Annotated in this window: 25 protein-coding genes; 9 read left to right on the top strand and 16 right to left on the bottom strand. The window is 43.0% G+C overall.

Features of this window, described 5'->3' with window-relative positions; genetic code table 11:
• Positions 1 to 43 precede the first annotated feature (43 nt).
• From I3B46_RS03250 to I3B46_RS03230, 5 genes are read right to left on the bottom strand one after another with little or no spacing between them, the layout of a single operon-like run.
• The gene (locus I3B46_RS03250) at positions 44 to 994 is read right to left on the bottom strand and encodes an HpcH/HpaI aldolase/citrate lyase family protein (protein WP_004926828.1); all 951 of its coding nucleotides are present in this window, start codon (positions 992 to 994) and stop codon (positions 44 to 46) included.
• Positions 994 to 2,073: a cysteine protease StiP family protein gene (locus I3B46_RS03245; protein WP_014656807.1), complete on the bottom strand. Its 1,080-nt coding sequence runs from the start codon at positions 2,071 to 2,073 to the stop codon at positions 994 to 996. Before I3B46_RS03245 ends, I3B46_RS03250 begins: the two co-directional genes overlap by 1 nt.
• Positions 2,066 to 2,848: a hypothetical protein gene (locus tag I3B46_RS03240; protein ID WP_004926821.1), complete on the bottom strand. Its 783-nt coding sequence runs from the start codon at positions 2,846 to 2,848 to the stop codon at positions 2,066 to 2,068. Before I3B46_RS03240 ends, I3B46_RS03245 begins: the two co-directional genes overlap by 8 nt.
• Entirely contained in the window at positions 2,841 to 3,986 is a 1,146-nt protein-coding gene (locus tag I3B46_RS03235; RefSeq protein WP_104873000.1) for a phosphoribosyltransferase domain-containing protein, read from the bottom strand. The genes I3B46_RS03240 and I3B46_RS03235 overlap by 8 nt, the downstream gene beginning before the upstream one ends.
• Positions 3,987 to 3,988: 2 nt before the next feature.
• Positions 3,989 to 5,056 (bottom strand): ATP-grasp domain-containing protein, encoded by a 1,068-nt coding sequence (locus I3B46_RS03230; protein WP_004926814.1) that lies wholly within the window; start codon positions 5,054 to 5,056, stop codon positions 3,989 to 3,991.
• A 320-nt stretch (positions 5,057 to 5,376) separates the two neighbouring features.
• Between I3B46_RS03230 and I3B46_RS03225 the strand changes: the two genes are divergently transcribed.
• The 6 genes from I3B46_RS03225 to I3B46_RS03200 all read left to right on the top strand — a co-directional run bounded on the left by I3B46_RS03225 (position 5,377) and on the right by I3B46_RS03200 (position 9,970).
• Positions 5,377 to 5,970 (top strand): TerD family protein, encoded by a 594-nt coding sequence (locus I3B46_RS03225; RefSeq protein WP_004926810.1) that lies wholly within the window; start codon positions 5,377 to 5,379, stop codon positions 5,968 to 5,970.
• Positions 5,967 to 7,139, top strand: coding sequence for a TerD family protein (locus I3B46_RS03220; protein WP_163761913.1), 1,173 nt, complete (start codon positions 5,967 to 5,969; stop codon positions 7,137 to 7,139). The genes I3B46_RS03225 and I3B46_RS03220 overlap by 4 nt, the downstream gene beginning before the upstream one ends.
• A gap of 25 nt (positions 7,140 to 7,164) precedes the next feature.
• Positions 7,165 to 7,620 carry a tellurite resistance TerB family protein gene (locus tag I3B46_RS03215; RefSeq protein ID WP_004926805.1) on the top strand — a complete coding sequence of 152 codons (456 nt, stop codon included), beginning with the start codon at positions 7,165 to 7,167 and terminating at the stop codon, positions 7,618 to 7,620.
• Positions 7,621 to 7,651: 31 nt separating this feature from the next.
• Entirely contained in the window at positions 7,652 to 8,695 is a 1,044-nt protein-coding gene (locus I3B46_RS03210) for a TerC/Alx family metal homeostasis membrane protein (RefSeq protein WP_004926804.1), read from the top strand.
• A gap of 48 nt (positions 8,696 to 8,743) precedes the next feature.
• Positions 8,744 to 9,322 carry a tellurium resistance membrane protein TerD gene (gene terD / locus I3B46_RS03205; RefSeq protein WP_004926803.1) on the top strand — a complete coding sequence of 193 codons (579 nt, stop codon included), beginning with the start codon at positions 8,744 to 8,746 and terminating at the stop codon, positions 9,320 to 9,322.
• Positions 9,323 to 9,394: 72 nt separating this feature from the next.
• Entirely contained in the window at positions 9,395 to 9,970 is a 576-nt protein-coding gene (locus I3B46_RS03200) for a TerD family protein (RefSeq protein ID WP_004926799.1), read from the top strand.
• A 110-nt stretch (positions 9,971 to 10,080) separates the two neighbouring features.
• On the opposite strand, the gene I3B46_RS03195 is transcribed toward I3B46_RS03200, so the two are convergent.
• From I3B46_RS03195 to ribF, 6 genes are all read right to left on the bottom strand, one after another.
• Positions 10,081 to 10,740 (bottom strand): HAD family hydrolase, encoded by a 660-nt coding sequence (locus I3B46_RS03195; protein WP_004926796.1) that lies wholly within the window; start codon positions 10,738 to 10,740, stop codon positions 10,081 to 10,083.
• A gap of 93 nt (positions 10,741 to 10,833) precedes the next feature.
• A complete protein-coding gene (gene ispH, locus I3B46_RS03190) occupies positions 10,834 to 11,787 on the bottom strand; it encodes a 4-hydroxy-3-methylbut-2-enyl diphosphate reductase (RefSeq protein WP_004926791.1) in 954 nt (317 codons plus the stop codon).
• On the bottom strand, positions 11,768 to 12,238 hold the full coding sequence (gene fkpB, locus I3B46_RS03185) for an FKBP-type peptidyl-prolyl cis-trans isomerase (RefSeq protein WP_004926787.1): 471 nt from the start codon (positions 12,236 to 12,238) through the stop codon (positions 11,768 to 11,770). The genes ispH and fkpB overlap by 20 nt, the downstream gene beginning before the upstream one ends.
• A gap of 65 nt (positions 12,239 to 12,303) precedes the next feature.
• Positions 12,304 to 12,804, bottom strand: a complete 501-nt coding sequence (gene lspA / locus I3B46_RS03180) for a signal peptidase II (RefSeq protein ID WP_014656811.1) — start codon at positions 12,802 to 12,804, stop codon at positions 12,304 to 12,306.
• Positions 12,804 to 15,614, bottom strand: a complete 2,811-nt coding sequence (gene ileS / locus I3B46_RS03175) for an isoleucine--tRNA ligase (protein ID WP_004926779.1) — start codon at positions 15,612 to 15,614, stop codon at positions 12,804 to 12,806. The genes lspA and ileS overlap by 1 nt, the downstream gene beginning before the upstream one ends.
• 27 nt (positions 15,615 to 15,641) lie before the next feature.
• A complete protein-coding gene (ribF, locus tag I3B46_RS03170) occupies positions 15,642 to 16,580 on the bottom strand; it encodes a bifunctional riboflavin kinase/FAD synthetase (RefSeq protein ID WP_004926774.1) in 939 nt (312 codons plus the stop codon).
• A 601-nt stretch (positions 16,581 to 17,181) separates the two neighbouring features.
• Here ribF and rpsT point away from each other — a divergent pair.
• Positions 17,182 to 17,442, top strand: coding sequence for a 30S ribosomal protein S20 (gene rpsT / locus I3B46_RS03165; protein WP_014656814.1), 261 nt, complete (start codon positions 17,182 to 17,184; stop codon positions 17,440 to 17,442).
• 52 nt (positions 17,443 to 17,494) lie between these two features.
• Here rpsT and nhaR read toward each other — a convergent pair whose 3' ends face one another.
• Together nhaR and nhaA are read right to left on the bottom strand one after the other, a co-directional pair.
• The gene (nhaR, locus tag I3B46_RS03160; protein WP_014656815.1) at positions 17,495 to 18,418 is read right to left on the bottom strand and encodes a transcriptional activator NhaR; all 924 of its coding nucleotides are present in this window, start codon (positions 18,416 to 18,418) and stop codon (positions 17,495 to 17,497) included.
• Between the two features lie 183 nt (positions 18,419 to 18,601).
• Positions 18,602 to 19,774 carry a Na+/H+ antiporter NhaA gene (nhaA, locus tag I3B46_RS03155; RefSeq protein ID WP_004926760.1) on the bottom strand — a complete coding sequence of 391 codons (1,173 nt, stop codon included), beginning with the start codon at positions 19,772 to 19,774 and terminating at the stop codon, positions 18,602 to 18,604.
• Between the two features lie 391 nt (positions 19,775 to 20,165).
• On the opposite strand from nhaA, the gene I3B46_RS03150 reads away from it, so the two are divergent.
• Positions 20,166 to 21,014, top strand: a complete 849-nt coding sequence (locus I3B46_RS03150) for an EamA family transporter (RefSeq protein WP_104873003.1) — start codon at positions 20,166 to 20,168, stop codon at positions 21,012 to 21,014.
• Positions 21,015 to 21,073: 59 nt separating this feature from the next.
• Here I3B46_RS03150 and dnaJ read toward each other — a convergent pair whose 3' ends face one another.
• Both dnaJ and dnaK read right to left on the bottom strand, forming a co-directional pair.
• Positions 21,074 to 22,210: a molecular chaperone DnaJ gene (gene dnaJ / locus I3B46_RS03145; RefSeq protein WP_004926754.1), complete on the bottom strand. Its 1,137-nt coding sequence runs from the start codon at positions 22,208 to 22,210 to the stop codon at positions 21,074 to 21,076.
• Positions 22,211 to 22,320: 110 nt separating this feature from the next.
• On the bottom strand, positions 22,321 to 24,240 hold the full coding sequence (gene dnaK, locus I3B46_RS03140; RefSeq protein WP_104873004.1) for a molecular chaperone DnaK: 1,920 nt from the start codon (positions 24,238 to 24,240) through the stop codon (positions 22,321 to 22,323).
• A gap of 334 nt (positions 24,241 to 24,574) precedes the next feature.
• On the opposite strand from dnaK, the gene satP reads away from it, so the two are divergent.
• Complete coding sequence (gene satP, locus I3B46_RS03135; protein ID WP_163761912.1) at positions 24,575 to 25,141, top strand: acetate uptake transporter; 567 nt, start codon at positions 24,575 to 24,577, stop codon at positions 25,139 to 25,141.
• A 55-nt stretch (positions 25,142 to 25,196) separates the two neighbouring features.
• Here satP and mog read toward each other — a convergent pair whose 3' ends face one another.
• Entirely contained in the window at positions 25,197 to 25,775 is a 579-nt protein-coding gene (mog, locus tag I3B46_RS03130; protein WP_004926746.1) for a molybdopterin adenylyltransferase, read from the bottom strand.
• Positions 25,776 to 25,779: the final 4 nt, after the last annotated feature.

The following is a 25,779-nucleotide window of genomic DNA, read 5'->3' as shown; positions in this document are numbered from 1 at the left end:
TCCTATACTATCGAATTATTTAAAACGTCAATCATCAACTTCATCATTGTGTTGCATTTAAACGTGGTGAACCTATTTTGCCTTGCTCTTGTGCGATACCGTAGATTTTTGAACGAGCTAAAATACCGATTGCCCAACGCCGATGAGTCGCAGGCTCGCACATAGCGCCCTGAGATTTAAACACCGCTTGGGTTGAGTTCAAAATACGTAAAGCGTCCGAATGTTCTGACTGAGAGACCATCAGTGCTTGTTCTATTTTACTGATCTGCTTAGGATGGATCGCCGTTTTCCCCACTAAGCCATTAGCAATATCAAGCATCAACTCTTTTTCCATGATTTGATGGTCGTCGATATGCTCGCAAACTGGAGCCGTTAAAAAGAAATTACGGGAGCCAAAAACCGCAACGAGCATTTTGATCACATACCCCATCGGTCCATCATATAACGTAAAATGGCGATTACGTCGCAATGAAATCACATTCATTAAATCATTTCCACCAATTCGTAGCGCAATAATTCGCTCATGACAAGGGTGTACTAGTAAATGATTTGCAAGTTCAGTCATTTGTATTACATCAAAGACTTCTTCTGTTTCCAGTGTCGGCATCATGCACAAATGTGTATTTTCGATGATATTCCACCAGACCGGGAGTGATTCTTGGGTAAATTTTGGCAGTACAAAACCGTCAATTGCACTGAGATCAAGATGTTGCACTATCCATTCACCCATTTCCGTCTCTCTTGGGCGAATAAACACTAACGGCCACGCCTGATTACCCGTTTGTTTTTTAACTTCAGATAATTCAAGTAGTAAAGCTTGCAGGTTATTTAGCGCCAGAGGAATATCCGATTCACTCACCGAATCTTCTAAACAGATGATTAATGAACGTAGTCCTGCTATTTTGTGATTCAAAATAACATCAGCAATATCAGTACGTGTTGCTGGCATATAAAGCGTAGCACCTAGTTTCCAAGGTGAGAGTCTCTGCTCCATTACTTTACCTTCTTAATAATCGTTACTGCACGATATTGGCCGATGTCATTGCCAACCTCAGTGATAGTAATATTTTTCTGTTGTGCTAAATAAACCAACAAAGCGACATCAGGATCACTCATTTTGCGCACTAAAACATGATCGGGAACACGACGTAATACCGCACGAGTTGCCTCTGCAATCCCTGGTTTGATACGGTTAATATTGGTAATACTGTATTGCTCTGCCAACGTGTTGATTACCTGCTCGCTACGCTGTTTGAGCGATGCGCATAATGGGGAGTTTGGAGACGGTGTGGCAATTGAAGCCATCTCTAAAGCATCTCGTTGTTTAGCAACGGTATCGACAAGCAGGCGGCTGCACTCAAATTGGCTTAAATGATCACATTTAACACAGCCATGAAAGCCTGATTCAGTCCATATTGAGCGTGAAATTAACCCTGAAACAGGTGCTCCCATGATACCAAATGGGATCAACCAATCATCATGGCTCGCAGACAACCATGCACACCCACAAGGATCAGCTAGTACGACGAGTCTAGGCTGCGCAGGATAGCCCTCACGCCCCGTTAATGAGCGCACTAATTCACCGGTTATGGCCCCTTTTCCCGTCCAGCCATCAACAAACACAATACCTTCGGTGCCATGACGCCGCTCAATCCACTCTAATGCCGTGGTATCGATTCCTCTATCGCGAATAATACTGATACCATAGTGATAAGACTCTTTCCCCATCGCACGTAGTGTTTGTTGCAACATAACACCTAACGGCACACCTGCCCTCACAAGGCTCGTCAGCACAATTGGGGTCTTATCGAACTGCTGAATTAACGCTTTGGCTAGCATCACAACCTCGCTAGCTAAACGTGCCGCGCCTGAATCAAGGGCTTTCGCAAATAAATCAAGGTGCCACGGAGTCGGTTCAGGCTCTTGACTTAGCATATCTGAATAGTGCTTTGCCCCTGACTGTATAAGTTGCTCTTTTAGCTCAACAGGTGTCATTTCGATGGTGACGGGCTGCAACAAAAAATGGACATCATCAGGCAAATAGCTACCAGAAAAAGGTTCAAAATCACGCATCGTCTAATCCCTCAAAAATCTTTGTATTAATTTGAGCAGCAAACTGACTCTGTTTTGGCATTCCAAACCAACTACACAGCTTCATAAAACGATGATCGCTTAAACTATCACCTAAACCAATCACAGGAAAAACGCCTCGTTCACTTCTCAATTTATTAAGTAAATAAGTCACCGCATGCCCTTTTTCTATCGACTCAGGCAACCAAGCAATATTGTTACTGTTACGATGAATATAGAAACCTTTGGTTGAAAATAGCTGCTCAATTTCATCGCCAATGGCATACAACTCATCTAATTTAGTGCTATCGCGGTGCTTCATAACCAAATAAATGGGCGTATTATCATATTCATAATTAATTCGTGCCCAAGCATCGATATTGCGTTCGGCCATTAACGCGGTGATCTTTTGCTGCATCTGGATCAGTTGTTCAGTGTAATTTTGCAGGCTCGCTAATATTTGTGTTCGCCACTGCCTATCTTCTTCACCCTGTGGATTTAAGATCACCGCCCCGTGTGTCGTAATGGCCCAAGAACGAAAGGGGATGGTGACACGGCGGATCTCTTCCGTTCCACGTGCGGTAACAGGGATCAAATCAGCATTTTCAATCATCCAATCCACTAGCATGGCTTGCTCTTGGGTCATAAAGCTACGTGGCTCTAGGTCTCTGTCTAAGGCGCCAACCTGAAAAGGCATTAAGTCTAGCTCATCAACCATTTTCCGCCGGGTCTGAAACAAAGTGTCATCTAAATCGGTAAAAATCACCGGCCTACTCATAACTTAATACCTCAACTATTGGGGCCACTTTATTCAGTGCTTCAAGTAGTACGGGGTCCACACTCTCTTTGGGTGTTTCGATGCACAGTATGATGCGTGAGAAATGTTGATGGGCAACGTTATAAACAAAATTAGGGATCCCCAAGCCGTAATTATCCTTAAAGGCAATAGCAGATTGAATTGCATAATTAACAGAAATTGGTGAACGCGTTGTGGAGCTATATTTTACCTCCGCACCTTGTTGCTCTAACCTCTCTGCTAACAAAAAGGGTTCCCAAACAAATTCCCCTGAGCCAAGCACCAATATTTTTTCGTCGGAAGAGGCTTGGATATGGCGGCCCAAATCTCCAGCCGGTGCTGCTATCCCCAACCTTCCCCAACTTTGCTTACCTGTAATTGGGAAATGACCTGTTCCTGTAATATTCACATTTGGCATGATGGGGACAGGCGCATCTTTATTTTGCTGCCACTGCCATTGCCCCTGCACTAACGATAGAGTACGTATCGGTAAGGGGCTACGCTCTTGTAAAGCGTCACCACTCCAATCGGTTAAGGTGACGGCTAGCACCTGTTTAATCTCAGTCAAACCGCCAGCGTCACGTAAAGCACAAAGTAAATTAATAAAGGTATTTCCCGTGGTTGCCTCATCATCAACAAGGACAACGGTTTGCGCATGCAATACACGGCGTCTTAATTCAGGGTCATGGGGTAAATAAAGCAGATGATCCGTCGCATGGCTGTGATTTTCTTTGAACTCACACAATAACTCACCCCCTTCAACAGGATGACGCGTCGACGTCAAATAGACAGAATCTTTATAATGTTTTCTCGCCTCATCAAACACGCCAGCCCCTAACCCCACGGCGGTTTCTGCCATGCCTATAAATAAAACAGGCCCTTCAAGTGTTGACGGAAATTGTTGGCATAATTGCTGATATGTTTTACGCATCAATTTTGGCTGGACAGGAATATGCCTGCCCAACACTTTACTCACAAATAGAAAGGCACGTTTCGGGTTACGTCTCTCTGCGATTTCAAAGAGTTCATCTAGCGTGTCCAAAGAACAAGTGGGAATAACACTCAAAGTGCCAGTCGTCAGATTGCGGCGGTAAACTACAGGCTCAGTCGTACTCTTCATTATTAGTTTTTATCCGTACTGATTAAATTGGTTGTTATTGAACTATAACTGATTGAATTTGTGATAGGCCGTATAATCGAAGGTGTGAATTTTGCTTTTTCAGCAACGACTTCCTCTTGGCTAATTAAACCAAGCTGCCGCAAAGCAAAAATACCAGGTAGGTTGATACCACTATGTTGTGTGTAACCTATTCCACCAGAAGGACGCATATTGATTTCAAGCAAAACGGCGTTCCCCTGAGCATCATTGCGTGTTTGCACATTAACAATCCCATCGGCTTGCATCACTTGCGCGCAAGCACAGCCTAACTCATAAGCTTCCCCTGAGTTTTCTAAGTGCTGCAAAGAGCCTTCTTTACGACGAGCAACCGCAGCAATAACACGACCTTGTTCGACAACCATATCTACCGAATATTCAGGCCCCGGCAAATAAGGCATTAAGACTAAAGGTTCAAAGCCGTCTGCTTGTTCCATCGCTTGCAAATAGAGGCGAGGGTTAACTCGACGACTCTCAGGGTGAGTAAATGCCGCCATAGCAGAAACGGAATCATCAAAACGCCAAAATCCCATACCATAAATCCCTTTAATAGGTTTCACACATAATGGCACATTTTTAAAAGGGTTATTCACGATAAATGCTTTTAATTCATCAATTGAGTCAATCTGAATAGAGGGGACAACGGGCAAACCGTGCTTTTCCATTGATTGTGCAAAAGCATATTTATCATCGGCTAACTGAAGTGCACTAACACTCATCGCCCCCGTTGTTAATTTAACGCCAAGAGACTCAATTTGCTGGCGGTGAGATTCAAACCATTCACTATTTCGGCCAGCTTGGATTGCCGATATTTTCTCTTTTTCAACCAGCCGAGTGATAAATGCCAATCGCTCAGCACTATCTTCTGGCTCTAATCGTGCATAGTCGGCCTGAGATAAAATTTCATTTCGGGCATGACGATGAGAAGCAAATATCGTTATGTTTTTCAGTTGTTGTTGAGCAAACTCACGAGCACCTTGAATAAGGTCTCGCTGCGAAGACAAGCCTTCCATAAACCATATTTTACTGTTCATCAATCCCTACATCCATCCGAAGCACCCAATAATAAGATCGGCAATAATGCGATTTAAACCGCAACATGTCAATCATATTGTGATTTATTACCGTTAATAGTTTAGAACTACATATATTTACATTTAGTTCGGAAAAATCTCATTAATCAATATACTAAAAATAAATTAATCATTTATATTCAACACGTTAAAATAAAAAGAAATAATATTGAAAAAAATAGCGTTGCCCAACTACTTCATCATGATATGATTAACTTTATATTTGGGATTTTAGTTATGTAAAAACCACTATTTCATCGTAACTTTGAAGGAATTTTATTATGGTTTCATTAAGCAAAAATCAAACCATCTCCCTGAGCAAGCAAGCACCTGCGTTGAATCATCTGATGTTTGGTTTGGGCTGGGATCCGGTTCAGGTTAAGAAAAAAGGATTTTTAAGTGGGCTTTTTGGTGGCGGTAATTCAATCGATTTGGACGCTAGCTGCATTTTACTTGATGCACAAGGAAAGCAAATTGATGTAGTCTCTTTCCGCAAATTAAAATCAAGCTGCAACTCTGTCATTCATTCAGGCGATAACCTTACCGGTGAAGGTGATGGCGATGATGAAACCATTTTTGTAGAACTCAATAAACTGCCAGCCAATACCGAATACCTCGCATTCACAGTCAATAGCTTCCGTGGTCAAACCTTCAATGAAGTCGAAAACGCATTTTGCCGCGTTGTTGATCACGCTACTAAAAAGGAGCTGGCAAACTATAAATTAACGGAACAAGGCTCACATACAGGGATCATTATTGCTTCTTTGCGTCGTAATAACGGTCAGTGGGATTTCACCGCTCACGGTTCGCCTTCTACAGGTCGCACTATTCAAGATATGCAATCTGACATCGTTAATGTGGTGGTACGCCCATGAATATGACTCCAGGTGCTAATGCTACCGTTCCTTCTCAAACCCTGACGATCCGTATTCAATCTGGCATGGCTGTTGATGCCTCGGCTTTCCGTTTATACGATACAGGTAAAGTTAAAAACGATGCGGATATGGTTTTTTATGGTCAAACAACGAATGATGATCAAACCATTAGCTTTCGTCCTGAAGGCAACAATAGCCTCTTTACCGTCGATTTAAATCGTTTACACCCTAGTGTGCAAAAAGTTGCATTTACAGCAACTTGTGACGGCAACCAAACCATTGCTGGCTTGCAGCGTCTTGCTATTCAAGTTGATGCTAATAATGAAGTTTTGTTAAACGGCACGGTGGAAACTAATGGACGCCAAGAAGCGGCATTAATTCTCGGTGAACTCTATCGCCGTAATGACAGTTGGAAGTTCCGCTTTATTGCTCAAGGGTTTAATGGTGGACTAAAACCTCTCGCTGAGCATTTTGGTGTTGATGTTGAAGATACACCGACACCCACTCCAGCACCAGCCTCAACACCAACACCGCCCCCTGCTCCGGCTTCCGTGAATCTGAGCAAAGTGTCTCTAACTAAAGAAAAACCTTCAATTAGCCTCGTTAAAAAAGACGATTTTGGGAAGATAAGGATCAACCTTGATTGGCACCGTGGTAGTAATACTGGGTCAACAGGCTTCTTAGGTGGCTTATTTGGTGGTGGAAATAAAGGAATTGACCTTGATTTAGGTGCATTTGTTGAGCTACAGAACCGTGAAAAAGGGGTTATCCAAGCGCTTGGAAACACTTTCGGCTTCTTTAATTCTCCACCGTTCGTCGAGTTACAAGGGGATGACCGCACTGGTGATGTTTCAGGTGGCGAATGGATATATATCAATGGTCGTGAGTGGAAAAATATCAAGCAAATACTGATTTACGCCTTTATTTACGAAGGTGTACCAAGCTGGGATAAAACGGACGGTGTGGTCACTATTCATGTACCAGATCAACCACCAATTGAAACACGTTTAACCGAAGGAAATAATGGTCGCGGCATGTGCGCTATCGCGCGACTCGTGAACGAGCAAGGCGCTATCAAAGTTGAGCGTATCAACCAGTTCTTTAAAGGTCATAAAGATATGGATAACGCCTTTGGCTGGGGGTTTCGCTGGACTACCGGTTCTAAATAATCAAAAGGAAATTAGGGGATATACCATGAGTTTTTTCAATAAAGTTAAAGATGCATTGAATACAGGCCGAGCAGAGTTAACCAAACAAGTCGGTCGTTTTAAAAACAAAAAATTTATGCAAGGCACCGTGGCTGTTTGTGCTCGTATTGCTATTGCCAGCGATGGCGTTAGCTCTGAAGAGAAGCAGAAAATGCTTGGCTTCTTAAAAGCCTCTGATGAGTTAAAAGTTTTTGATACCACTGAAGTGATTGAGTTTTTTAATAAGCTCATTACAAGCTTTGATTTCGACTCAGAAATTGGCAAGGGTGAAACAATGAAATACATCCTTGCACTAAAAGATCAACCTGAAGCCGCTCAGTTAGCTATCCGCGTTGGTATTGCGGTCGCCAAAAGTGATGGTGATTTTGACAATGATGAGAAAGCCGCGGTACGTGATATTGCAACTGCATTAGGCTTTTCACCAGCAGACTTTGGTCTGTAATTTTAATTAAGGACCCCGTTTAGGAATTATTATGGTATCCACTCATATTGGCTTTCCGACTGAAACCGTAATTGTGTTTGTGGTATTAGCAATCGGAGCTATTTTTATCGATTTATTTATGCACCGTGCTGATAAACCGATCACATTAAAAAATGCAATTTTCTGGTCCATATTCTGGGTTGCCATTGCTATGGCATTTGCTGGATTCCTATATATCCATCATGGCTCGGAAGTTGCCAGCCTATTCGTAACAGGTTATGCGTTGGAAAAAGTCCTCTCGGTCGACAACTTGTTTGTCATGATGGCGATTTTCTCTTGGTTTGCCGTACCGGATCGCTTTCGCCACCGGGTTCTATACTGGGGGATTATCGGTGCCATTATTTTCCGTGGGATCTTCGTCGCCATCGGTACAGGACTTCTCAGCTTAGGACCATACGTTGAAATCATCTTTGCCCTTGTGGTTGCTTGGACAGCGGTAATGATGTTACGTAGCGGCGATGACAGTGATGAAATTGAGGATTATTCTCAGCACTTAGCCTATCGTTTAGTCAAACGTTTCTTCCCAATTTGGCCTAAAATAACGGGGCACGCATTCTTATTAACACAAAAAGAAGTTGATGCAGAGCTAGCCAAACCTGAAAACAAAGATGTGACAATCGGCCGCGGTAAAAAAGCAGCACTTTACGCAACCCCACTTATGTTATGTGTGGCTGTCGTTGAGTTATCTGATGTGATGTTTGCTTTTGACTCTGTACCCGCTATTATCGCGGTAAGCCGTGAGCCACTGATTGTTTACAGCGCAATGATGTTTGCAATATTAGGTTTGCGTACGCTTTATTTCGTTCTGGAAGCATTGAAGCAATATCTTGTCTACTTAGAAAAAGCCGTCATCGTTCTTCTGTTCTTTATTGCCGTTAAACTTGGCTTGAATGCAACAGATCATATTTGGCATCATGGCTTTAGTATCTCTGCTAGCACAAGCTTGTTTGTGGTACTTGGGGTACTTGCATTAGGCATTATCGCAAGCGTACTTTTTCCAGAAAAAGATAAATCTGAGGATGAAAAGCATAGCTAACATTCTTTCACAACATATTTTTGCATAAATTTTCAAGGAGTTATAACAATGAGCGTTTCTCTATCTAAAGGCGGCAATGTTTCGTTAAGCAAAGCAGCACCAACGATGAAAAACGTCCTAGTTGGACTTGGCTGGGATGCTCGTTCAACAGACGGTCAGGACTTTGACTTAGATGCTTCTGCATTTTTATTAGCCGCTAACGGAAAAGTACGTGGTGATGCAGACTTTATTTTCTATAACAACCTAGCATCTGCCGACGGCTCAGTAACTCATACCGGTGATAACCGTACTGGTGAAGGCGATGGTGACGATGAAGCGCTGAAAATCAAATTAGACCTGATCCCAGCGGACATCGATAAAATCATCTTCGTTGTCACTATTCATGATGCACAAGCTCGTCGCCAAAGTTTCGGCCAAGTTTCTGGTGCATTTATCCGTTTAGTCAATGATGACAACCAAATTGAAGTCGCTCGTTATGACCTGACTGAAGACGCGTCAACGGAAACGGCAATGCTATTCGGTGAATTATACCGTCATAGCAATGAGTGGAAATTCCGTGCCGTCGGTCAAGGCTATGCAGGTGGCCTAGCCTCTGTATGCGCTCAATACGGCATCAATGCATCTTGATATCAGTAAAATCAGTGATAAGTATTGGTAGCGAAAAAACGCTACCAATTTTCAACAGCAAAGGAGCTTTATATGGCAGTTTCCCTCGTTAAAGGTGGTAATGTATCCCTGACTAAAGAAGCACCGACAATGAATGTTGCTATGGTCGGTCTGGGATGGGATGCTCGTGTTACTGACGGCGCAGATTTTGATTTAGATGCTTCTGTATTTATGGTTGGAGAAGACGGTAAAGTTCTCTCTGATGCAAATTTTATCTTCTTCAACAACAAAGTAAGCCCATGTGGTTCTGTTGAACACCAAGGCGATAACCGTACTGGGGAAGGCGACGGTGATGACGAACAAGTCAAAATCGACCTGACTAAAGTTCCTGCTGAAGTGAAAAAACTGGTTTTCTCTGTCACGATTTATGATGCAGAAACACGTAAACAAAACTTTGGCATGGTAAGCAACAGCTTTATGCGTGTTTACAACAACGATACCAATGCTGAAATAGCACGTTTTGACCTATCTGAAGACGCGTCAACTGAAACAGCAATGATTTTTGGTGAGCTATATCGCCATGGTAACGAGTGGAAATTCAAAGCGGTAGGCCAAGGCTTCGCGGGTGGCTTGAGTGCATTAGCAGCTCAACACGGTGTCAATATCTAATTCACCTTAACTAAGATGAGCACTGCCCTCATCTATAAAGATTACTGGCAGTCATCAAGCTCTCATCTCTCTCTTGATGACTTTATTTTCCCAAGAGACTGATAATAAAATCAGTCTCTACTAACCACCTGTTTATGTTTATATCGGTAGTGCTTTTTATGGAAATGGCGCCAGTGTGCGTCTTGCGCAGCTTGCAATAATTCAAAATCCCCACGAGTATCACCCCAAGCGCGTAGGTGATATTGACCCAAGTCACCGTATACCTGCTCTAAACGTTTTACTTTCTGTTCACGGCGGCAGTTTTGGCCAACCAAATTCCCCGTTAATTTACCATTCACCACTTCAAGTTCAGTACTGATCAACTTGATGCCTAACCTTTTTGCAAACGGCTTAAGGACCAGAGATGGTGAGGCGGAACAAATCGTCACTTCAGCACCACTTTCAACTTCAGCGGCAACACCTAATACCCCTTCAGGGCGCATCAATTTCGTCCAATAAATCTTACAAAACTGTTCGGCCTTCTCTTTTAGCCACTTCTCGTCAACCCCCGTGAGAAAGGTCTTAATCAGCACTTCTTTTAATTCGTCACGCGTGAGCTTGCGCCTAGCACATTGCAAAGTAGGCAAAACCAATCTAATAATTTTGCGGGAAAAACGATATTTCCCGAACGCGAATTTTAAAAATGGGATAAAGCTGTCACGATATGTTAATGTGCCATCGAAATCAAAAACAGAAAGTACATTAACGGCATGGGCGGTATTGTTGGGCACGAATGAAAACTCCAAAAACGCTGCGTTGCCTCCAACCTGCCTCTATTAGGCAGATCAGAGGTATTCTATAATAAATAACTAGGCGCCTTGCCATTAGCTAATTTGCTTAACCTCAACACGTAACTCTTTAGGCACTTCAAACACAATATTTTCTTCGCGGCCTTGAAGCTCTACAACCTCATCGGCGCCAAACTCTTTCAGTTTATCGATCACTTGGCGAACTAAAATATCAGGCGCTGAGGCTCCCGCAGTCAAACCGATAATTTTTTTATCGACTAGCCACTCTGTTTTAATGTCTTCAGCACCATCGATGAGATAAGCTGGTTTTTTCATTCGGGAAGCCAATTCCGCCAAACGATTCGAGTTTGACGAATTTTTAGACCCCACAACCAACACAATATCTGCACGCTCAGCAAGTTCACGCGCTGCTTCTTGACGATTGGTCGTCGCATAGCAGATATCATCTTTACGCGGGCCAACAATGCTTGGGAAACGTTGAGTTAATGCATCAATAACATCAGAGGTATCATCGACCGAGAGCGTTGTTTGGGTCATAAAGCACAAATTATTTTCGTCTTTTACTTGCAGCTTCCAGACATCTTCTGGGCTTTCAACAAGGTACATTCCACCTTCTGGATTACTGTACTGCCCCATGGTGCCTTCTACTTCTGGATGGCCTGCGTGACCAATCAAAATAGCTTCTTTGCCTTTTCGGCTAGCACGCGCCACTTCCATATGTACTTTGGTCACCAATGGACAAGTCGCATCAAATAACATCGTCAGATCACGTGAGCGCGCTTCTTGACGAATAGCTTGAGAGACGCCATGAGCAGAAAAAATCAGGATCGAGCCATCGGGTACTTCAGAGATCTCTTCAATAAAAATAGCACCGCGCTGACGCAGATCATCTACCACATAACGGTTGTGAACAACCTCATGGCGTACATAAATAGGTGCACCATAAAGCTCAAGTGCTCTTTCTACAATGCTGATCGCACGGTCTACCCCTGCACAAAAGCCACGAGGGTTAGCCATTAATATTTGCATTTTGACTCTCCAATTGCGGGTCAATCTCAAGTACTTCAATATCAAAAGTGATTTGTTGCTCTGCTAACGGATGATTAAAATCAATCGTCACAGATTCACCTTCTATTGATTTTACTACTCCAGGCATCTCACTGCCATTCATTGCAGTAAAAAGCATGATTGTGCCAATCTCAGGTATCCCTGTTTCCGTAAAATCACGCAGAGAAAAGTATTGAATTAAATCAGGATTATGTTTACCAAAGACCGTATCACCCGGTAATGAAAAACTTTTCTTTTCACCCACATTCAGCCCAACTAATTGCGCTTCTAATTCAGGTGAAAGTGAACCATCCCCTAAACTAAACAACGCAGGTTTACCCTGACTATGGGAAGAATCGGCTGTCGAACCATCTTCTAGTTTCAACGTAAAATGCAACAATACCGCGCTTTGTGGTTGTACCTGAGTAGACATAAATCGAACCTATTTCTATTATAAAAATCAGCCCGGCAGAACCGGGCTGAGGGTTATTATATCAGTTAATTTGCTTTCTTTTTGTCCTTGTCAGGCAAGAAGCCTTCTAAGATCACTAAAGCGGCACCAATACAAATCGTAACATCTGCAAGGTTAAATGTTGGGTAATGCCAATTGCCTATATAAAAATCAATATAATCAATGACAAAGCCATGTATTAAACGATCACTCAGATTGCCAATTGCTCCACTGATAATCAACGCATAAGCGATATTGCTTAGTCGTTTTTGCGCGCTTTGGCGATACATCATTACCATTAAAATGACAGATATCGTCACCGCGATGCCAGCAAAGAACCAACGTTGCCAGCCTCCCTCATCAGCAAGAAAACTAAATGCGGCACCAAAGTTTTGTGCATACATCAAGTTGAGGTAAGGCATGATTGGATGTGGCTCATACAGGTTCATCTCTTTCAAGACTAACTGTTTAATGCCTAAATCCAATGCAATCAGCACAACGGTTAACCACAACCAACGTAACCCAGTAGAACAAATAGGTCTCTTCATTATGCAAACTTACGTATTTCACCGTTTCCGGCTACGTTAGTGACACAGCGACCACACAATTCAGGGTGATCAGCAACGGAACCTACATCATTAGCATAGTGCCAGCAGCGAGGACATTTCTCACCAGCAGCCTTGCTAAAGCCAATTTTCAAGCCACTTAGCTCTGATTGTTGTGCATTCGCTGGTGCCTCAGCAATATCAGCAACTCGTACTTGAGAGGTCAACAACACAAAACGGAGCTCATCCGCTAAGCTATTGAGCTTCTCTGCAAGCGCTTTATCCGCATACAAGGTGACAGAGGCCTCTAATGAGCCACCGATATGTTTATCTGCACGTGCTTGCTCAAGAACTTTGTTAACTTCACCACGAACAGCAAGTAGCTCAGCCCAGAAATCATCATTCATGCTTTCTGTTTCTGCCAAACCAAATAATGCGTCATACCACTCTTCGGTTAATACAAACTTAGCACGCTCACCTGGCAGCTCGTTCCAAATTTCATCCGCAGTGAACGACAGTATTGGTGCAATCCAACGAACCAAGGCTTCCGCAATATGGAATAACGCTGTTTGGCAGCTACGACGAGCAAGGCTATCACTCTTCGCGGTATACTGGCGATCTTTAATGATATCCAGATAGAATGAGCCCATTTCGATAGAGCAGAAATGCATAAGGCGCTGAATGACTGACAAGAAGTCATATTCATCATAGGCTTTAGTGATCTCTTTTTGAGCCTCAAGTGCACGCCCTACTGCCCATCTATCTAACACCACCATCTCTTCAGGTTTAACCATATCAGTTTCAGGGTTAAAGCCGTTCAGGTTAGCCAGTAAGAAACGTGCAGTGTTACGAATACGGCGATAAGAGTCTGCCGCACGTTTTAAGATCTCATCCGATACCGCAATTTCACCAGTGTAATCGGTAGATGCCACCCATAGACGTAAAATATCAGCACCCAGTTTGTTCATCACATCCTGTGGGCTAATTGTGTTACCTAAAGATTTAGACATCTTGCGGCCTTGACCATCGACAGTAAAGCCATGAGTCAGTACTTGACGATAAGGTGCTTTGCCTTTCATTGCCGTTGAGAGCATCAATGAAGACATAAACCAACCACGATGTTGGTCTGAACCTTCAAGGTACATATCCGCTGAATTGCCGTGATACTCAGGACGTGCATCCACAACGGCAAAATGTGTCGACCCTGAATCAAACCATACATCCAGTGTGTCTGGCACTTTACGGTAGATTTCAGCTTCATCACCTAATAGCTCAGCAGCATCCAGATCCCACCATGCTTGAATACCATCAACTTCAACACGTTTAGCGACTTCTTCCATCAACTCCAACGTGCGAGGATGTAACTCTTCGGTCTCTTTATGCACAAACAGTGACATTGGTGTTCCCCACGTACGTTGACGCGAGATACACCAGTCAGGGCGGTTTTCAACCATTGATTCGATACGTGCACGACCCCAACCTGGGATCCACTGAACGATATCAATCTCTTTTAGTGATTGCTCACGCAAGCCATTCTTATCCATGCCAATAAACCATTGTGGTGTAGCACGGAAAATGACTGGGGTTTTATGACGCCAACAGCATGGATAGCTATGTGAAATAGCTTGCTTATACAGCAATGCGCCTTTTTCTTTCAGTAACTCAACGATGACATCGTTAGCTTTGAAGATGAACACACCATCCAAGGTTGGATAGGTATTCGCAAGGAAGCAACCATCTGGACCTACTGGGTTTGCAGTTTCTAGGCCATATTTTTGACCGACTACATAGTCTTCTGGACCATGACCTGGGGCGGTATGCACTGCCCCTGTACCGGCATCTAGAGTAACGTGATCCCCTAAAATAGCAGGCACATCAAAGCCCATAAATGGATGCTCGAAGCGCAATAATTCAAGGGCACTGCCTTCACATTCGCTCAGCACTTTCCATGACTCAATGCCCACTGTTTTCATGACATCTTCAACGAGATCAGCCGCAAGGATAACGACTTCGCCATTGGCTTCAACCAACTGGTATTTAAACTCAGGGTTCAGTGAGATAGCACGGTTAGCTGGTAACGTCCAAGGCGTTGTGGTCCAAATGACTAGCGCTGGCGTTTTATCACCCACTACGCCAAATTTTTCGTACACCGCGTTGCTATCTACGGCAGGGAAACGAACGTAGATAGATGGTGACGTTTTGTCATAGTATTCAACTTCTGCTTCAGCAAGTGAAGACCCACAAGCAGTACACCAGTGAACTGGTTTTGCCCCTTTCACTAGGTGACCATTAGCGATAGTTTTCGCCAATGCTCTGATAATGTTTGCTTCTGTTTTGAAGTCCATCGTCAGATACGGCTTATCCCACTCACCCAAAACACCAAGGCGAATAAAGTCAGCTTTTTGGCCTTCAATTTGCTCTTTAGCATATTGACGGCATTGTGCACGGAATTCAGCGGCGGAAACTTTTTCCCCTGGCTTGCCTACTATTTGCTCAACTTTATGTTCAATAGGTAAACCATGGCAATCCCAACCAGGGATGTATGGGGAGTCAAAGCCCGCCAGCCCTTTGGATTTAATAATAATGTCTTTGAGAATTTTGTTGACTGAGTGACCAATATGAATACTGCCGTTAGCATACGGAGGACCATCGTGCAGAATAAATGTTTTTTTGCCCGATTTTGCTTTACGGATAGCATGATACAAACCTTCTTTGTACCAGCGCTCTAACATCTGTGGTTCGCGTTTGGCGAGATCGCCACGCATTGGAAACCCTGTTTCTGGTAGATTCAGGGTATTTTTATAGTCACTCATCGATTCTCAGTTCCATTTTCCGCTAAATTATCTGACATTTATTGCCGCTAAGTAATCCCTAGCCGCAATCACATCTTTAGCGATTTGCTCCTTAAGTGCGTCTAATGAAGCAAACCGCTGTTCGTCGCGTAATTTCTTACGCAACACGACATCAATATGACGTCCGTATAAATCCATATTGGCATCAATCAGATGGACTTCTAATTGCTGCCCTTTACCAGATACTGTTGGCCTAGTACCTATATTTGCTACACCAGGCAAAGGCTTATCCCCTAAACCGTAAACTTCTACAGCATACACACCCGTCACAGGTGTGACTAATCGTTTTAATGGCAGGTTTGCCGTTGGAAAACCGATGGTACGCCCAAGTTGGTTTCCATGCACAACACGCCCACTGATACGATATGGGTGGCCTAATAACGTTTCTGCTAATGCCAGATCGTTATCTTGTATTGCTTTGCGAATCGCAGTGCTACTGATACGCAACCCCGAATCACAAAAACTTTCTGTATCCGCGACTTGAAACCCATACTGGCTACCTGCTTGCTGTAGGAAAGCAAAATCGCCCATACGATTCTTACCAAAACGAAAATCATCGCCTATGGCGAGGTATTTTACGCCCAATTTTTTTACCAGTAGTTCAGCGACAAACTCATCTGGCGTTAAAGAGGCAAAATGTTGGTTAAACTCAACACACAGTAGGTAATCAATCCCACTGTCTGCCAAGTATTTCACTTTGTCTCGCAGACGCGTCAAACGAGCAGGCGCTTTATCACCAATAAAAAACTCAAGGGGTTGTGGTTCAAAAATCATCACGACAGAGGGTAACCCCAACTGTTCACCCTTTTGCTTCAAATTTTGAAGTAAAACCTGATGCCCACGATGGACACCATCAAAATTACCAATAGTCAGCACGCAACCATGATGGCACGCCCGGATATTTTGTATACCGCGAATTAGCTCCATAACAGGCTCAATACCGAGGAAATTGCTGGATTATACCTTGTACGACGCTTAAGGTTAACCCAAGTTCGTAAAAGGTTTCATTCAATCGCCATTTTTTGATCAATACACAAGTTACAGCCCAGTTTTAGCCTGAATAAAACCCCGACTAAGCGGTTTTAACGAAAAAAATTTAGCTGTTGCTGAATATAAAGATCAAAATATAGGGATAACCAATGGATTATCAATACAACAAAATTGCGCTGAGGTCTCGAAAAATCGTAAATTTTTCTGATTTTCGTCCAGACTTATGCAAGCCATTGTTCTCAATGACCAATAAACAAACAATTATTGCGTGATAATTATACTAACTGCTATTATCTTCAACTCAAAAATTTTTTCAGTAAAAAAATTTTTTATTATGTGCCATCAAATACGCTTTTTTTTCGCGTGAAGATCTGTATTCCTCTAGCATTTGCTGGTAGAATCTTGCACCATTCACAAACGCACTTACGTCGATGTACACGACGTTTATTTGCACAAATCCATTGACAAATGAAGGGCGAAAGGGCATATTCCTCGACCTTTGAATTGTCCTCAATAGAATACATTTGGGAGTTGGACCTTGGCTAATATCAAATCAGCTAAGAAACGCGCTATACAATCTGAGAAACGTCGTCAGCACAACGCTAGCCGTCGTTCTATGGTGCGTACTTTTATCAAGAAAGTTTACCTTGCTATCGCTGCTGGCGATAAAGAAGCGGCTCAGAAAGCATTCAATGACATGCAACCTATTGTTGATCGTCACGCCACTAAAGGCCTGATCCACAAAAACAAAGCAGCGCGTCATAAAGCTAACTTAGCAGCTCAAATCAAAGCTATGTAATTTTGCTTCTTGATTAGCTAAAAAAACCGGCTTCTGCCGGTTTTTTTGTCTGTTAAACTTTTTTCTCAAGCTTATCAAATGGCGCTGAGAACAGATTGGAAAAATCTTTGTTACAGACACGCTGAACCGCAGGATGTTGGATCATGCGTTCCGCAAAAATGACAAAATACTCTTCTTTAACGCTATCTAACCGACCGAGTTCGATAACATCCTCCCCTCCCAAAATATCCGCGGCATATAATGAGGGAGCAACAAAGATTGCATTGTGATGCATACCAAAGGCTTTCATTAAAGCAGCATCATCAAATTCACCAAGTACTTCAACTTGCAAATTCTTATTACGGATCCAAGTCAATAAGTGGCGTCCTAACATTGAACGGCGACCTGGGATCAGCAAACGACGCTCTTCTAAACATTCAGGGAATGGCTTTTTAGGTGCAGGGTCGCGGCAAAAGAAACTCACACTGCACTCGCCTAACTTCACAGAAAATAGGCCTTCTTGCTGTGATGAATCGACTGGGCAATCAGATAAAATCATATCAAGTTTGTGTTGGCTCAGTTGCTCAAGCAACATTTCATGAGTCGATTCAAAGCAGCGAAGATGGATCTGCTCATGTTCAACGACCGCCGTTTCTAAAACTCGACTTACTAACTGTTTCGATAAGGCATCAGCAACACCGACATCAAACAACAAATTTGATTCTCGGCTATAATTGACAATATCAAGCATTTCTTGGCTTAACATAAACATTTTGTCAGCGTAGCGAAAAATGAGTTGCCCAAGCTCTGAGGGAACTAAACCGCGCCCTTGGCGCTTAAATAATTTACCGCCTAGCCGCTCTTCTAATGCTTTTATTTGCCCGGTAATGGTTTGAGGGGTTAAATACAACGCTTCAGCTGCCCCAACGACAGACCCTTCTTTACAGACATGCCAAAAATAATAAAGGTGGTTAAAATTAAGGTGTGAAACCCGCATATCGATTCCTTCTGTACCGCCAATAATAATCAATACTGACCATACTATTTTTCACTGCTCCTTTTGCAGGAGTTATATAGATATACCCACAACACAAAAAAGGTGTGTTGCGGGTATATCATAGTCCATTAACTCGGAATTTCTTACTATTTATTTCTGAATTTATTGGAATTCAGACAATCACTATTTTTGTTGAGGTTTCGGTAACACTACCTTTAACAAAAAGTAACCTAAAAAGGCAGCTAATGTTGATCCAAGTAAAATTCCTAGTCTTGAATAGGTACTATAGCTATCATCCAACCCATCAAATGCCAGTCCGGTAATAAAGATAGACATAGTAAAACCGATTCCACATAAAACAGATACTGCGAATACTTGCCTCAAATTAATGGACTCAGGTAATTTTGCAAACCCAAGTTTTACCGAAACCCAACTAAAGAGAAAAATCCCTAAAGGCTTACCAAAAAGTAAACCTGCCGCAACCCCTAAAGGTAATGTACTCATCAATCCATCAAACGTGACGCCGTTTAATTGAACACCTGAGTTGGCAAAAGCAAATATCGGTAAAATCATATAAGCAACCCAAGGGTGTAGCACATGCTCAAGCTCTTCTGACGGTTTTGTATTATTTGTGCCATGCAGTGGTATCAAGAAACCGACAATGACCCCCGCGAGAGTTGCATGCACGCCTGATTTAAGAATACAAACCCAAAGGATCAGCCCGATAACTAAATAAGCTGCGGTATTTTCAACTCGCCGCCAATTCATGATAACCAGTAATGCCACACATAAAGCCGCTAAACCAAGCGCGACTAAAGATAACGAACTGGTATAGAAGAATGCGATAATCACAATGACACCAAGGTCATCAATAATCGCTAGTGCCAATAAAAAGACTTTTAACTCTGTTGGCACTCGCTTACCTAAAAGCGCCATAACCCCTAGGGCGAAGGCGATGTCTGTTGCTGCGGGTATTGCCCAACCTTGGCGTGTAATATCATCAGCGCCATTAAACAGCAAATAAATGAGTGCAGGTGCTAACATCCCACCTAGCGCTGCAACAGCAGGAAAAATAGCTTTATCTTTCCCTGCAAGCGACCCCTCAAGCAGTTCTCGTTTAACCTCAAGACCGACGACAAGAAAGAAAATCGCCATCAAAAAATCATTAATCCATAGAATTAATGGCTTATCGAGCTCTAGTGATGAGATCTTAACGGAGATAGGTATATCTAAAAACTGCTGGTATAGTCCCTGAGCTGGCGAATTCGCCATAATTAATGCGACTATGGCAGCAATAATTAGGAGTAGCCCTCCCGCTGCTTCTAACCTTAAAAATTTACGGATGATTGCTGTCATATATTTAACCCCAAAATAAACAGAGTGTTAATATTATGCTAATCATTAGTTCGTAAAAAGTCGTTTATTTATCAGTAATGATTCGATATTCTCGAGCAATATGAGAAATTACTCACTCTTTTTGTTTAATTACTGTTAAATTTAAATATAGACAAATTTATTTGAATCCATATTTTTCTTTTTACGCAGTCGCAGTACACATCCCGTTTTTTAAGATAATATGCTTAACAGATCAACCACTAGCCACTTTTTTAGAGTAAACGCTCTTTTTCGTGCCGGCTCACAAAATAAAGCTTCACCATCCAGTGAGTGACAATCAACCTCGTAAGCCCTTCACAAAAAAGCCTCATTACGTAATACTGAATGACAACCTATTTCACCTATTCGTATTATGACAACCTATGTTTTGCTCGCTGTATTATTTGCAGCATTTTGTCACGCCAGTTGGAACGCCATCGTAAAATTCGGTAATGACCGTTTTTTCGGTTTAGTCATGATCTCATTATTTTCTGCGGTGTTAGCAATACCGGCACTGTTTGTGTTGGGGTTGCCTTCCGTTCATGCCATACCTTGGTTAGCCTTATCACTCCTTTTTCATCTTGGCTATGCCTATTTTTTAAGCCAAGCCTATACACATGGTGATTTAGGGCAGATATATCCCATTTCTCGAGGTTCTGCACCGCTTATTACTGCCTTGCTCAGTTTGCTAATCTTCCATGAAATGATCTCTTTAATTGGGCTACTTGGGCTCCTATTCATTATGAGTGGGGTGATTATTATTGCGTTTGCCGGAAGAAAGCTGACGCTCAATATCACAGGAAAAGCACTCTGTTACGCACTGTGCACTGCTTTTTTTACCGCCTGCTATACCTTATCCGATGGGCAAGGCTCTCGGGCTAGCGAAGATCCTATCGTGTATACGTTATGGCTATTTTTGCTTAACGGCATAGTACTTACTCTCTCGGGCGCTTTGAAATATCAAAAAACCCTGTTTCAAGGTATCAAACAGTATTGGCGCTCTGGTTTAATTGGTGGATTAATGCAGTTAGTGAGTTATGGCATTGCTATCTGGGCAATGAGCCAAGCCCCCATCGTTTTGGTTGCTGCGGTAAGAGAAACCAGCGTACTTTTCGCGATGTTTTTATCTATCGTTTTCTTAAAAGAGAGGTTCAACTTCATGCGCGTTACTGCTTGTGTGATTATTTTAGCTGGTGTGTTACTCGCGAAGCTGAGCCATTAATACAAAGAAAGGCACTAATCTCAAAAAAAAGCCCGCAACTAAGCGGGCCATTTAATTTATTATTTGTTAGTTAGGTCATCAAAGAATTTCTTCACGCCGTCTAAAAAGCTTTTTGAGCGTGGGCTATTCTTTTCGCCACTCGTACCACCGAGTGATTCTCCAAACTCTTTGAGTAGCTCTTTTTGCTTCTCATTCAATTTAACTGGTGTTTCAACGACAATATGGCACATGAGATCACCCTGCATACCACCACGGACAGATTTCACGCCTTTGCCTTTCATGCGGAAAATTTTACCGGTTTGGGTCTCTGCTGGGATTTTCAGTTTGACGCGACCATCAAGGGTCGGGACTTCTATTTCACCACCTAATGCCGCAACCGCAAAGTTAATCGGAACTTCGCAATGTAAGTTGTTGCCATCACGTTCAAAAATACTGTGTGGTAACACACGAACTTGAACAAACAGATCCCCTGCTGGTGCCCCATTTTCCCCAGCTTCACCTTCACCGGATAAACGAACACGGTCGCCAGTATCTACCCCTGCTGGGATTTTCACTGATAGGGTCTTATAGCGTTCAACGCGGCCATGACCATGACACTTGTTGCATGGATCTTTAATAATTTTGCCTCGGCCATGACACGTTGGACAAGGTTGCTGTACAGAGAAGAAGCCCTGACGCATGTGTACCTGACCCATACCATGACATGTTGGGCAAGTATCTACGCTGGTTCCCGGTTTAGCACCATTACCATGGCAGACATCACAGGTTTCCAAAGCTGGGATACGGATCTCTTTGGTCACTCCACGGACAGCCTCTTCAAGGGTCAGCTCCATGTTGTACTGTAAATCAGAACCACGGCTTGGGCGCTGCTGTCTGCGGCCGCCTCCAAAAATATCACCGAAGACGTCACCAAAGATATCGCTAAAATCAGCACCGCCGCCAAAACCGCCGCCGCCCATGCCACCTTGCTCAAAGGCAGCATGGCCATACTGGTCGTAAGCTGCGCGCTTCTGCTCATCGGACAGGACTTCGTAAGCTTCTTTTATCTCTTTAAATTGAGCTTCTGCTTCATCTTTTTTATCCTGATTACGGTCAGGATGATACTTCATTGCTAAACGCTTATATGCGCGTTTGATGTCTTTATCTGAAGCATTTTTTTCGAGGCCTAAGACCTCATAAAAATCTCTTTTCGCCATTTATTTTACCCTTAACATGCCGACACGGGCGTGGAGTTTCCTCGACGCCCGTGTTCGGTATCAGTAACCATTAATAACCATTAGCAAGGTCACTGCGCCCGCTAAGGGCATTATTTTTTGTCTTTATCGTTAACTTCTTCGAACTCAGCATCAACAACATCGTCATCTTTCTTCGCTTCTGCGCCTGCGCCAGCATTTGCTGAGCCAGCTTGAGCTTGTTGTTGTGCAATTTCCAGAAGTTTAGCTGAAGCAGTTACTAAAGCTTGGATCTTCGCTTCGATATCTGCTTTATCTTCGCCTTTGATTGCTACTTCTAGCTCAGATGTTGCTTTTTCGATATTCGCTTTATCTTCTGCTGGCAGTTTATCGCCTGCTTCTTCAATTTGCTTACGCGTACCGTGGATCAGTTGGTCAGCTTGGTTACGAACCTGAACTAACTCTTCAAATTTACGGTCTGCTTCAGCGTTCGCTTCCGCGTCACGTACCATTTTTTCGATTTCCTCGTCGTTCAGACCGGAAGAAGCCTTAATGGTAATGTTTTGCTCACGACCACTGTTTTTATCTTTCGCTGATACATGCAAGATACCATCAGCATCGATATCAAACGTAACTTCGATTTGTGGCATACCACGCGGTGCTGGTTGAATACCATCTAAGTTAAACTGACCCAGTGATTTGTTATCACCGGCACGCTTACGTTCACCTTGCAGAACATGGATTGTTACTGCAGCTTGGTTGTCTTCTGCTGTTGAGAACACTTGGCTATGTTTCGTTGGGATAGTGGTGTTCTTCGGAATTAACGGAGTCATCACGCCACCCATTGTTTCGATACCTAAAGACAGTGGCGTTACGTCAAGTAACAGCACGTCTTTAACATCACCCGCTAACACACCACCTTGAACTGCTGCACCTATTGCAACGGCTTCATCTGGGTTCACGTCTTTACGTGGTTCTTTCCCAAAGAAATCAGCAACTGCTTTTTGTACCAAAGGCATACGGATTTGACCACCAACCAAAATAACATCGTTGATGTCATTTACGCTTAGGCCAGCGTCTTGTAGCGCAACCTTAACAGGCTCCATGGTACGTTTAACTAAATCTTCTACCAGTGACTCTAATTTCGCACGAGTCACTTTGATGTTCATGTGTTTAGGACCTGTTGCATCTGCTGTAATGTACGGCAGGTTAACATCTGTTTGCTGTGCAGAAGAAAGTTCGATTTTCGCTTTCTCAGCCGCTTCTTTCAGACGTTGCATTGCCAGCGGGTCATTACGTAGGTCAACACCTTGGTCTTTTTTGAATTCTTCAACTAAGTAGTTGATCAAACGGTTATCGAAGTCTTCACCACCTAAGTGAGTATCACCATTGGTTGCCAGCACTTCATATGTTTTTTCACCATCAACTTCATCAATTTCGATGATTGATAGGTCAAATGTACCACCACCTAAGTCATAAACTGCGATAGTACGGTTACCCACTTCTTTATCTAAGCCATAAGCCAATGCTGCGGCTGTTGGTTCGTTGATGATACGCTTAACATCAAGACCAGCAATACGGCCAGCATCTTTTGTCGCTTGACGCTGAGCATCGTTAAAGTATGCAGGAACAGTAATAACAGCTTCTGTTACTGGCTCACCCAAGTAATCTTCTGCTGTTTTTTTCATTTTTTTCAGAACTTCAGCCGAAACTTGTGGTGGAGCCATTTTTTGGCCTTTTACATCTAACCAAGCATCGCCGTTATCTGCCGCAATAATTTTGTATGGCATAATAGCCACGTCGCGCTGAACTTCTTCGTCTTGGAAACGACGGCCGATCAGACGTTTGATCGCAAATAATGTATTTTCAGGGTTAGTCACTGCCTGACGTTTTGCTGGCTGACCGACCAAAATTTCACCGTCTTGTGTGTACGCAATGATGGAAGGAGTAGTACGATCACCCTCGCTGTTCTCAAGAACACGAGCAGCTGTGCCATCCATAATTGCAACGCATGAGTTAGTTGTACCCAAGTCGATACCAATAATTTTACCCATCTAAAACGCCTCCAAAGGAATTCTTTTTTGTTCAATTTCATTACCAATCTATATGAGGCTCAATATTTCATTTTCAAGGGAGTTTTTACTCCGAGGCTCAATTTTTTTGCTTTACACAATTATTCGACTGATAACGAGTGATGCTTTAAAGATGGGGTCGTAAATTCATTCATCAAGGGGATGACTTAAAAAAATTTCATATTTTTTGCAAAAAAACCTGTCTTTCGATCATTGTTTCAGCAAAAAAACTGCGTATGATTCGCCGCCAACCTAAACAAGCTGGCAAAAAATTTTATATCTTTTTGAATTTTAATCATTTTTCACCAGAGGTTATATGCAATCCAGCTCTATTGCTAATCCGGGTCCACTTGGTTTATTGGGCTTTGGTATGACTACAATTCTGCTCAATCTCCATAATGCAGGTTTTTTCCCTCTCTCATCAGTGATTTTGAGCATGGGGATTTTTTATGGTGGTATTGCTCAGGTGATAGCCGGACTTATTGAATATAAGAAAGGAAATACGTTTGGCGCAACAGCCTTTAGCTCATACGGGATGTTTTGGTTAACGTTAGTTGGCCTATTATTTTTGCCCACGCTGGGCTTAGCAGAGCCAACCGGACCTGCATTTTTAGGGGGTTACTTACTGATTTGGGGAGTCTTCACCTTCTTTATGTTCCTTGGAACATTAAAAGCCAATTTTGTTTTGCAATTTGTTTTTGGCAGCTTAACCATACTGTTTGCATTGTTAGCCATCGGTAATTTAACAGGCAATAGCACTATTTTAACGATCGCAGGCTTTGAAGGGATTGTTTGTGGCGCAAGTGCATTCTACTTAGCAATGGCTGAAGTGTTGAATGAGCAATATGGCAAAACTGTTTTACCAATAGGGCAGCGCTGTTAATCGTCGTCGTAAGCAAGTCAGGTGAGTGAACCTCACCTGACTTAATAATCATGATTTAAGAGCGGATCGCCGACTTTGGCCTAAATGCCTTCACAACACTCGGATCCGTTTCGACATAAGGCCCATCGAGCAGTTGAATACAGTAAGGCACACTAGCAAAAATCCCAGAGACGATGACATTCCCTTCCGCATCCTTTAACCCTTCCAGTGTTTCTGCAATGGCTTTAGGTTGACCCGGTAAGTTGAGGATTAATGCTTGATTGCGTATCGCCCCCACTTGGCGAGAAAGAATGGCCGTTGGCACAAATTTTAAACTAATTTGACGCATTTGTTCACCAAAACCAGGCATCTCGCGATCGGCAATCGCTAATGTTGCATCTGGCGTGACATCACGACGTGCGGGGCCTGTACCACCAGTTGTCAGTACTAAATGGCAGGCAAACTCATCCACTAGCTCACATAATGTTTGTTCTATCATGATTTGCTCATCAGGGATCAGGCGAGTTTCAATACGAAAAGGTGTTGTCAGCGCTTTCGCAAGCCATGCTTCTAAGGATGGGAGCCCTTTATCTTCATAAATACCACTTGAAGCACGGTCAGAAACTGAAACCAAACCTATGCGCAATTCATCCATACAA

The organism is Providencia sp. 2.29, from assembly GCF_015832305.1.
Lineage (GTDB): Bacteria > Pseudomonadota > Gammaproteobacteria > Enterobacterales > Enterobacteriaceae > Providencia > Providencia stuartii.
This window is presented reverse-complemented; position numbering and strand designations above follow the sequence as displayed.

Excerpts from the sequence above, each read along its gene's own strand:
- I3B46_RS03250 (WP_004926828.1), bottom strand. The coding sequence starts at position 994 with ATGGAGCAGAGACTCTCACCTTGGAAACTAGGTGCTACGCTTTATATG.
- I3B46_RS03245 (WP_014656807.1), bottom strand. The coding sequence starts at position 2,073 with ATGCGTGATTTTGAACCTTTTTCTGGTAGCTATTTGCCTGATGATGTC.
- I3B46_RS03240 (WP_004926821.1), bottom strand. The coding sequence starts at position 2,848 with ATGAGTAGGCCGGTGATTTTTACCGATTTAGATGACACTTTGTTTCAG.
- I3B46_RS03235 (WP_104873000.1), bottom strand. The coding sequence starts at position 3,986 with ATGAAGAGTACGACTGAGCCTGTAGTTTACCGCCGCAATCTGACGACT.
- I3B46_RS03230 (WP_004926814.1), bottom strand. The coding sequence starts at position 5,056 with ATGAACAGTAAAATATGGTTTATGGAAGGCTTGTCTTCGCAGCGAGAC.
- I3B46_RS03225 (WP_004926810.1), top strand. The coding sequence starts at position 5,377 with ATGGTTTCATTAAGCAAAAATCAAACCATCTCCCTGAGCAAGCAAGCA.
- I3B46_RS03220 (WP_163761913.1), top strand. The coding sequence starts at position 5,967 with ATGAATATGACTCCAGGTGCTAATGCTACCGTTCCTTCTCAAACCCTG.
- I3B46_RS03215 (WP_004926805.1), top strand. The coding sequence starts at position 7,165 with ATGAGTTTTTTCAATAAAGTTAAAGATGCATTGAATACAGGCCGAGCA.
- I3B46_RS03210 (WP_004926804.1), top strand. The coding sequence starts at position 7,652 with ATGGTATCCACTCATATTGGCTTTCCGACTGAAACCGTAATTGTGTTT.
- terD (WP_004926803.1), top strand. The coding sequence starts at position 8,744 with ATGAGCGTTTCTCTATCTAAAGGCGGCAATGTTTCGTTAAGCAAAGCA.
- I3B46_RS03200 (WP_004926799.1), top strand. The coding sequence starts at position 9,395 with ATGGCAGTTTCCCTCGTTAAAGGTGGTAATGTATCCCTGACTAAAGAA.
- ispH (WP_004926791.1), bottom strand. The coding sequence starts at position 11,787 with ATGCAAATATTAATGGCTAACCCTCGTGGCTTTTGTGCAGGGGTAGAC.
- fkpB (WP_004926787.1), bottom strand. The coding sequence starts at position 12,238 with ATGTCTACTCAGGTACAACCACAAAGCGCGGTATTGTTGCATTTTACG.
- lspA (WP_014656811.1), bottom strand. The coding sequence starts at position 12,804 with ATGAAGAGACCTATTTGTTCTACTGGGTTACGTTGGTTGTGGTTAACC.
- ileS (WP_004926779.1), bottom strand. The coding sequence starts at position 15,614 with ATGAGTGACTATAAAAATACCCTGAATCTACCAGAAACAGGGTTTCCA.
- ribF (WP_004926774.1), bottom strand. The coding sequence starts at position 16,580 with ATGGAGCTAATTCGCGGTATACAAAATATCCGGGCGTGCCATCATGGT.
- nhaR (WP_014656815.1), bottom strand. The coding sequence starts at position 18,418 with ATGCGGGTTTCACACCTTAATTTTAACCACCTTTATTATTTTTGGCAT.
- nhaA (WP_004926760.1), bottom strand. The coding sequence starts at position 19,774 with ATGACAGCAATCATCCGTAAATTTTTAAGGTTAGAAGCAGCGGGAGGG.
- I3B46_RS03150 (WP_104873003.1), top strand. The coding sequence starts at position 20,166 with ATGACAACCTATGTTTTGCTCGCTGTATTATTTGCAGCATTTTGTCAC.
- dnaJ (WP_004926754.1), bottom strand. The coding sequence starts at position 22,210 with ATGGCGAAAAGAGATTTTTATGAGGTCTTAGGCCTCGAAAAAAATGCT.
- dnaK (WP_104873004.1), bottom strand. The coding sequence starts at position 24,240 with ATGGGTAAAATTATTGGTATCGACTTGGGTACAACTAACTCATGCGTT.
- satP (WP_163761912.1), top strand. The coding sequence starts at position 24,575 with ATGCAATCCAGCTCTATTGCTAATCCGGGTCCACTTGGTTTATTGGGC.
- mog (WP_004926746.1), bottom strand. The coding sequence starts at position 25,775 with ATGGATGAATTGCGCATAGGTTTGGTTTCAGTTTCTGACCGTGCTTCA.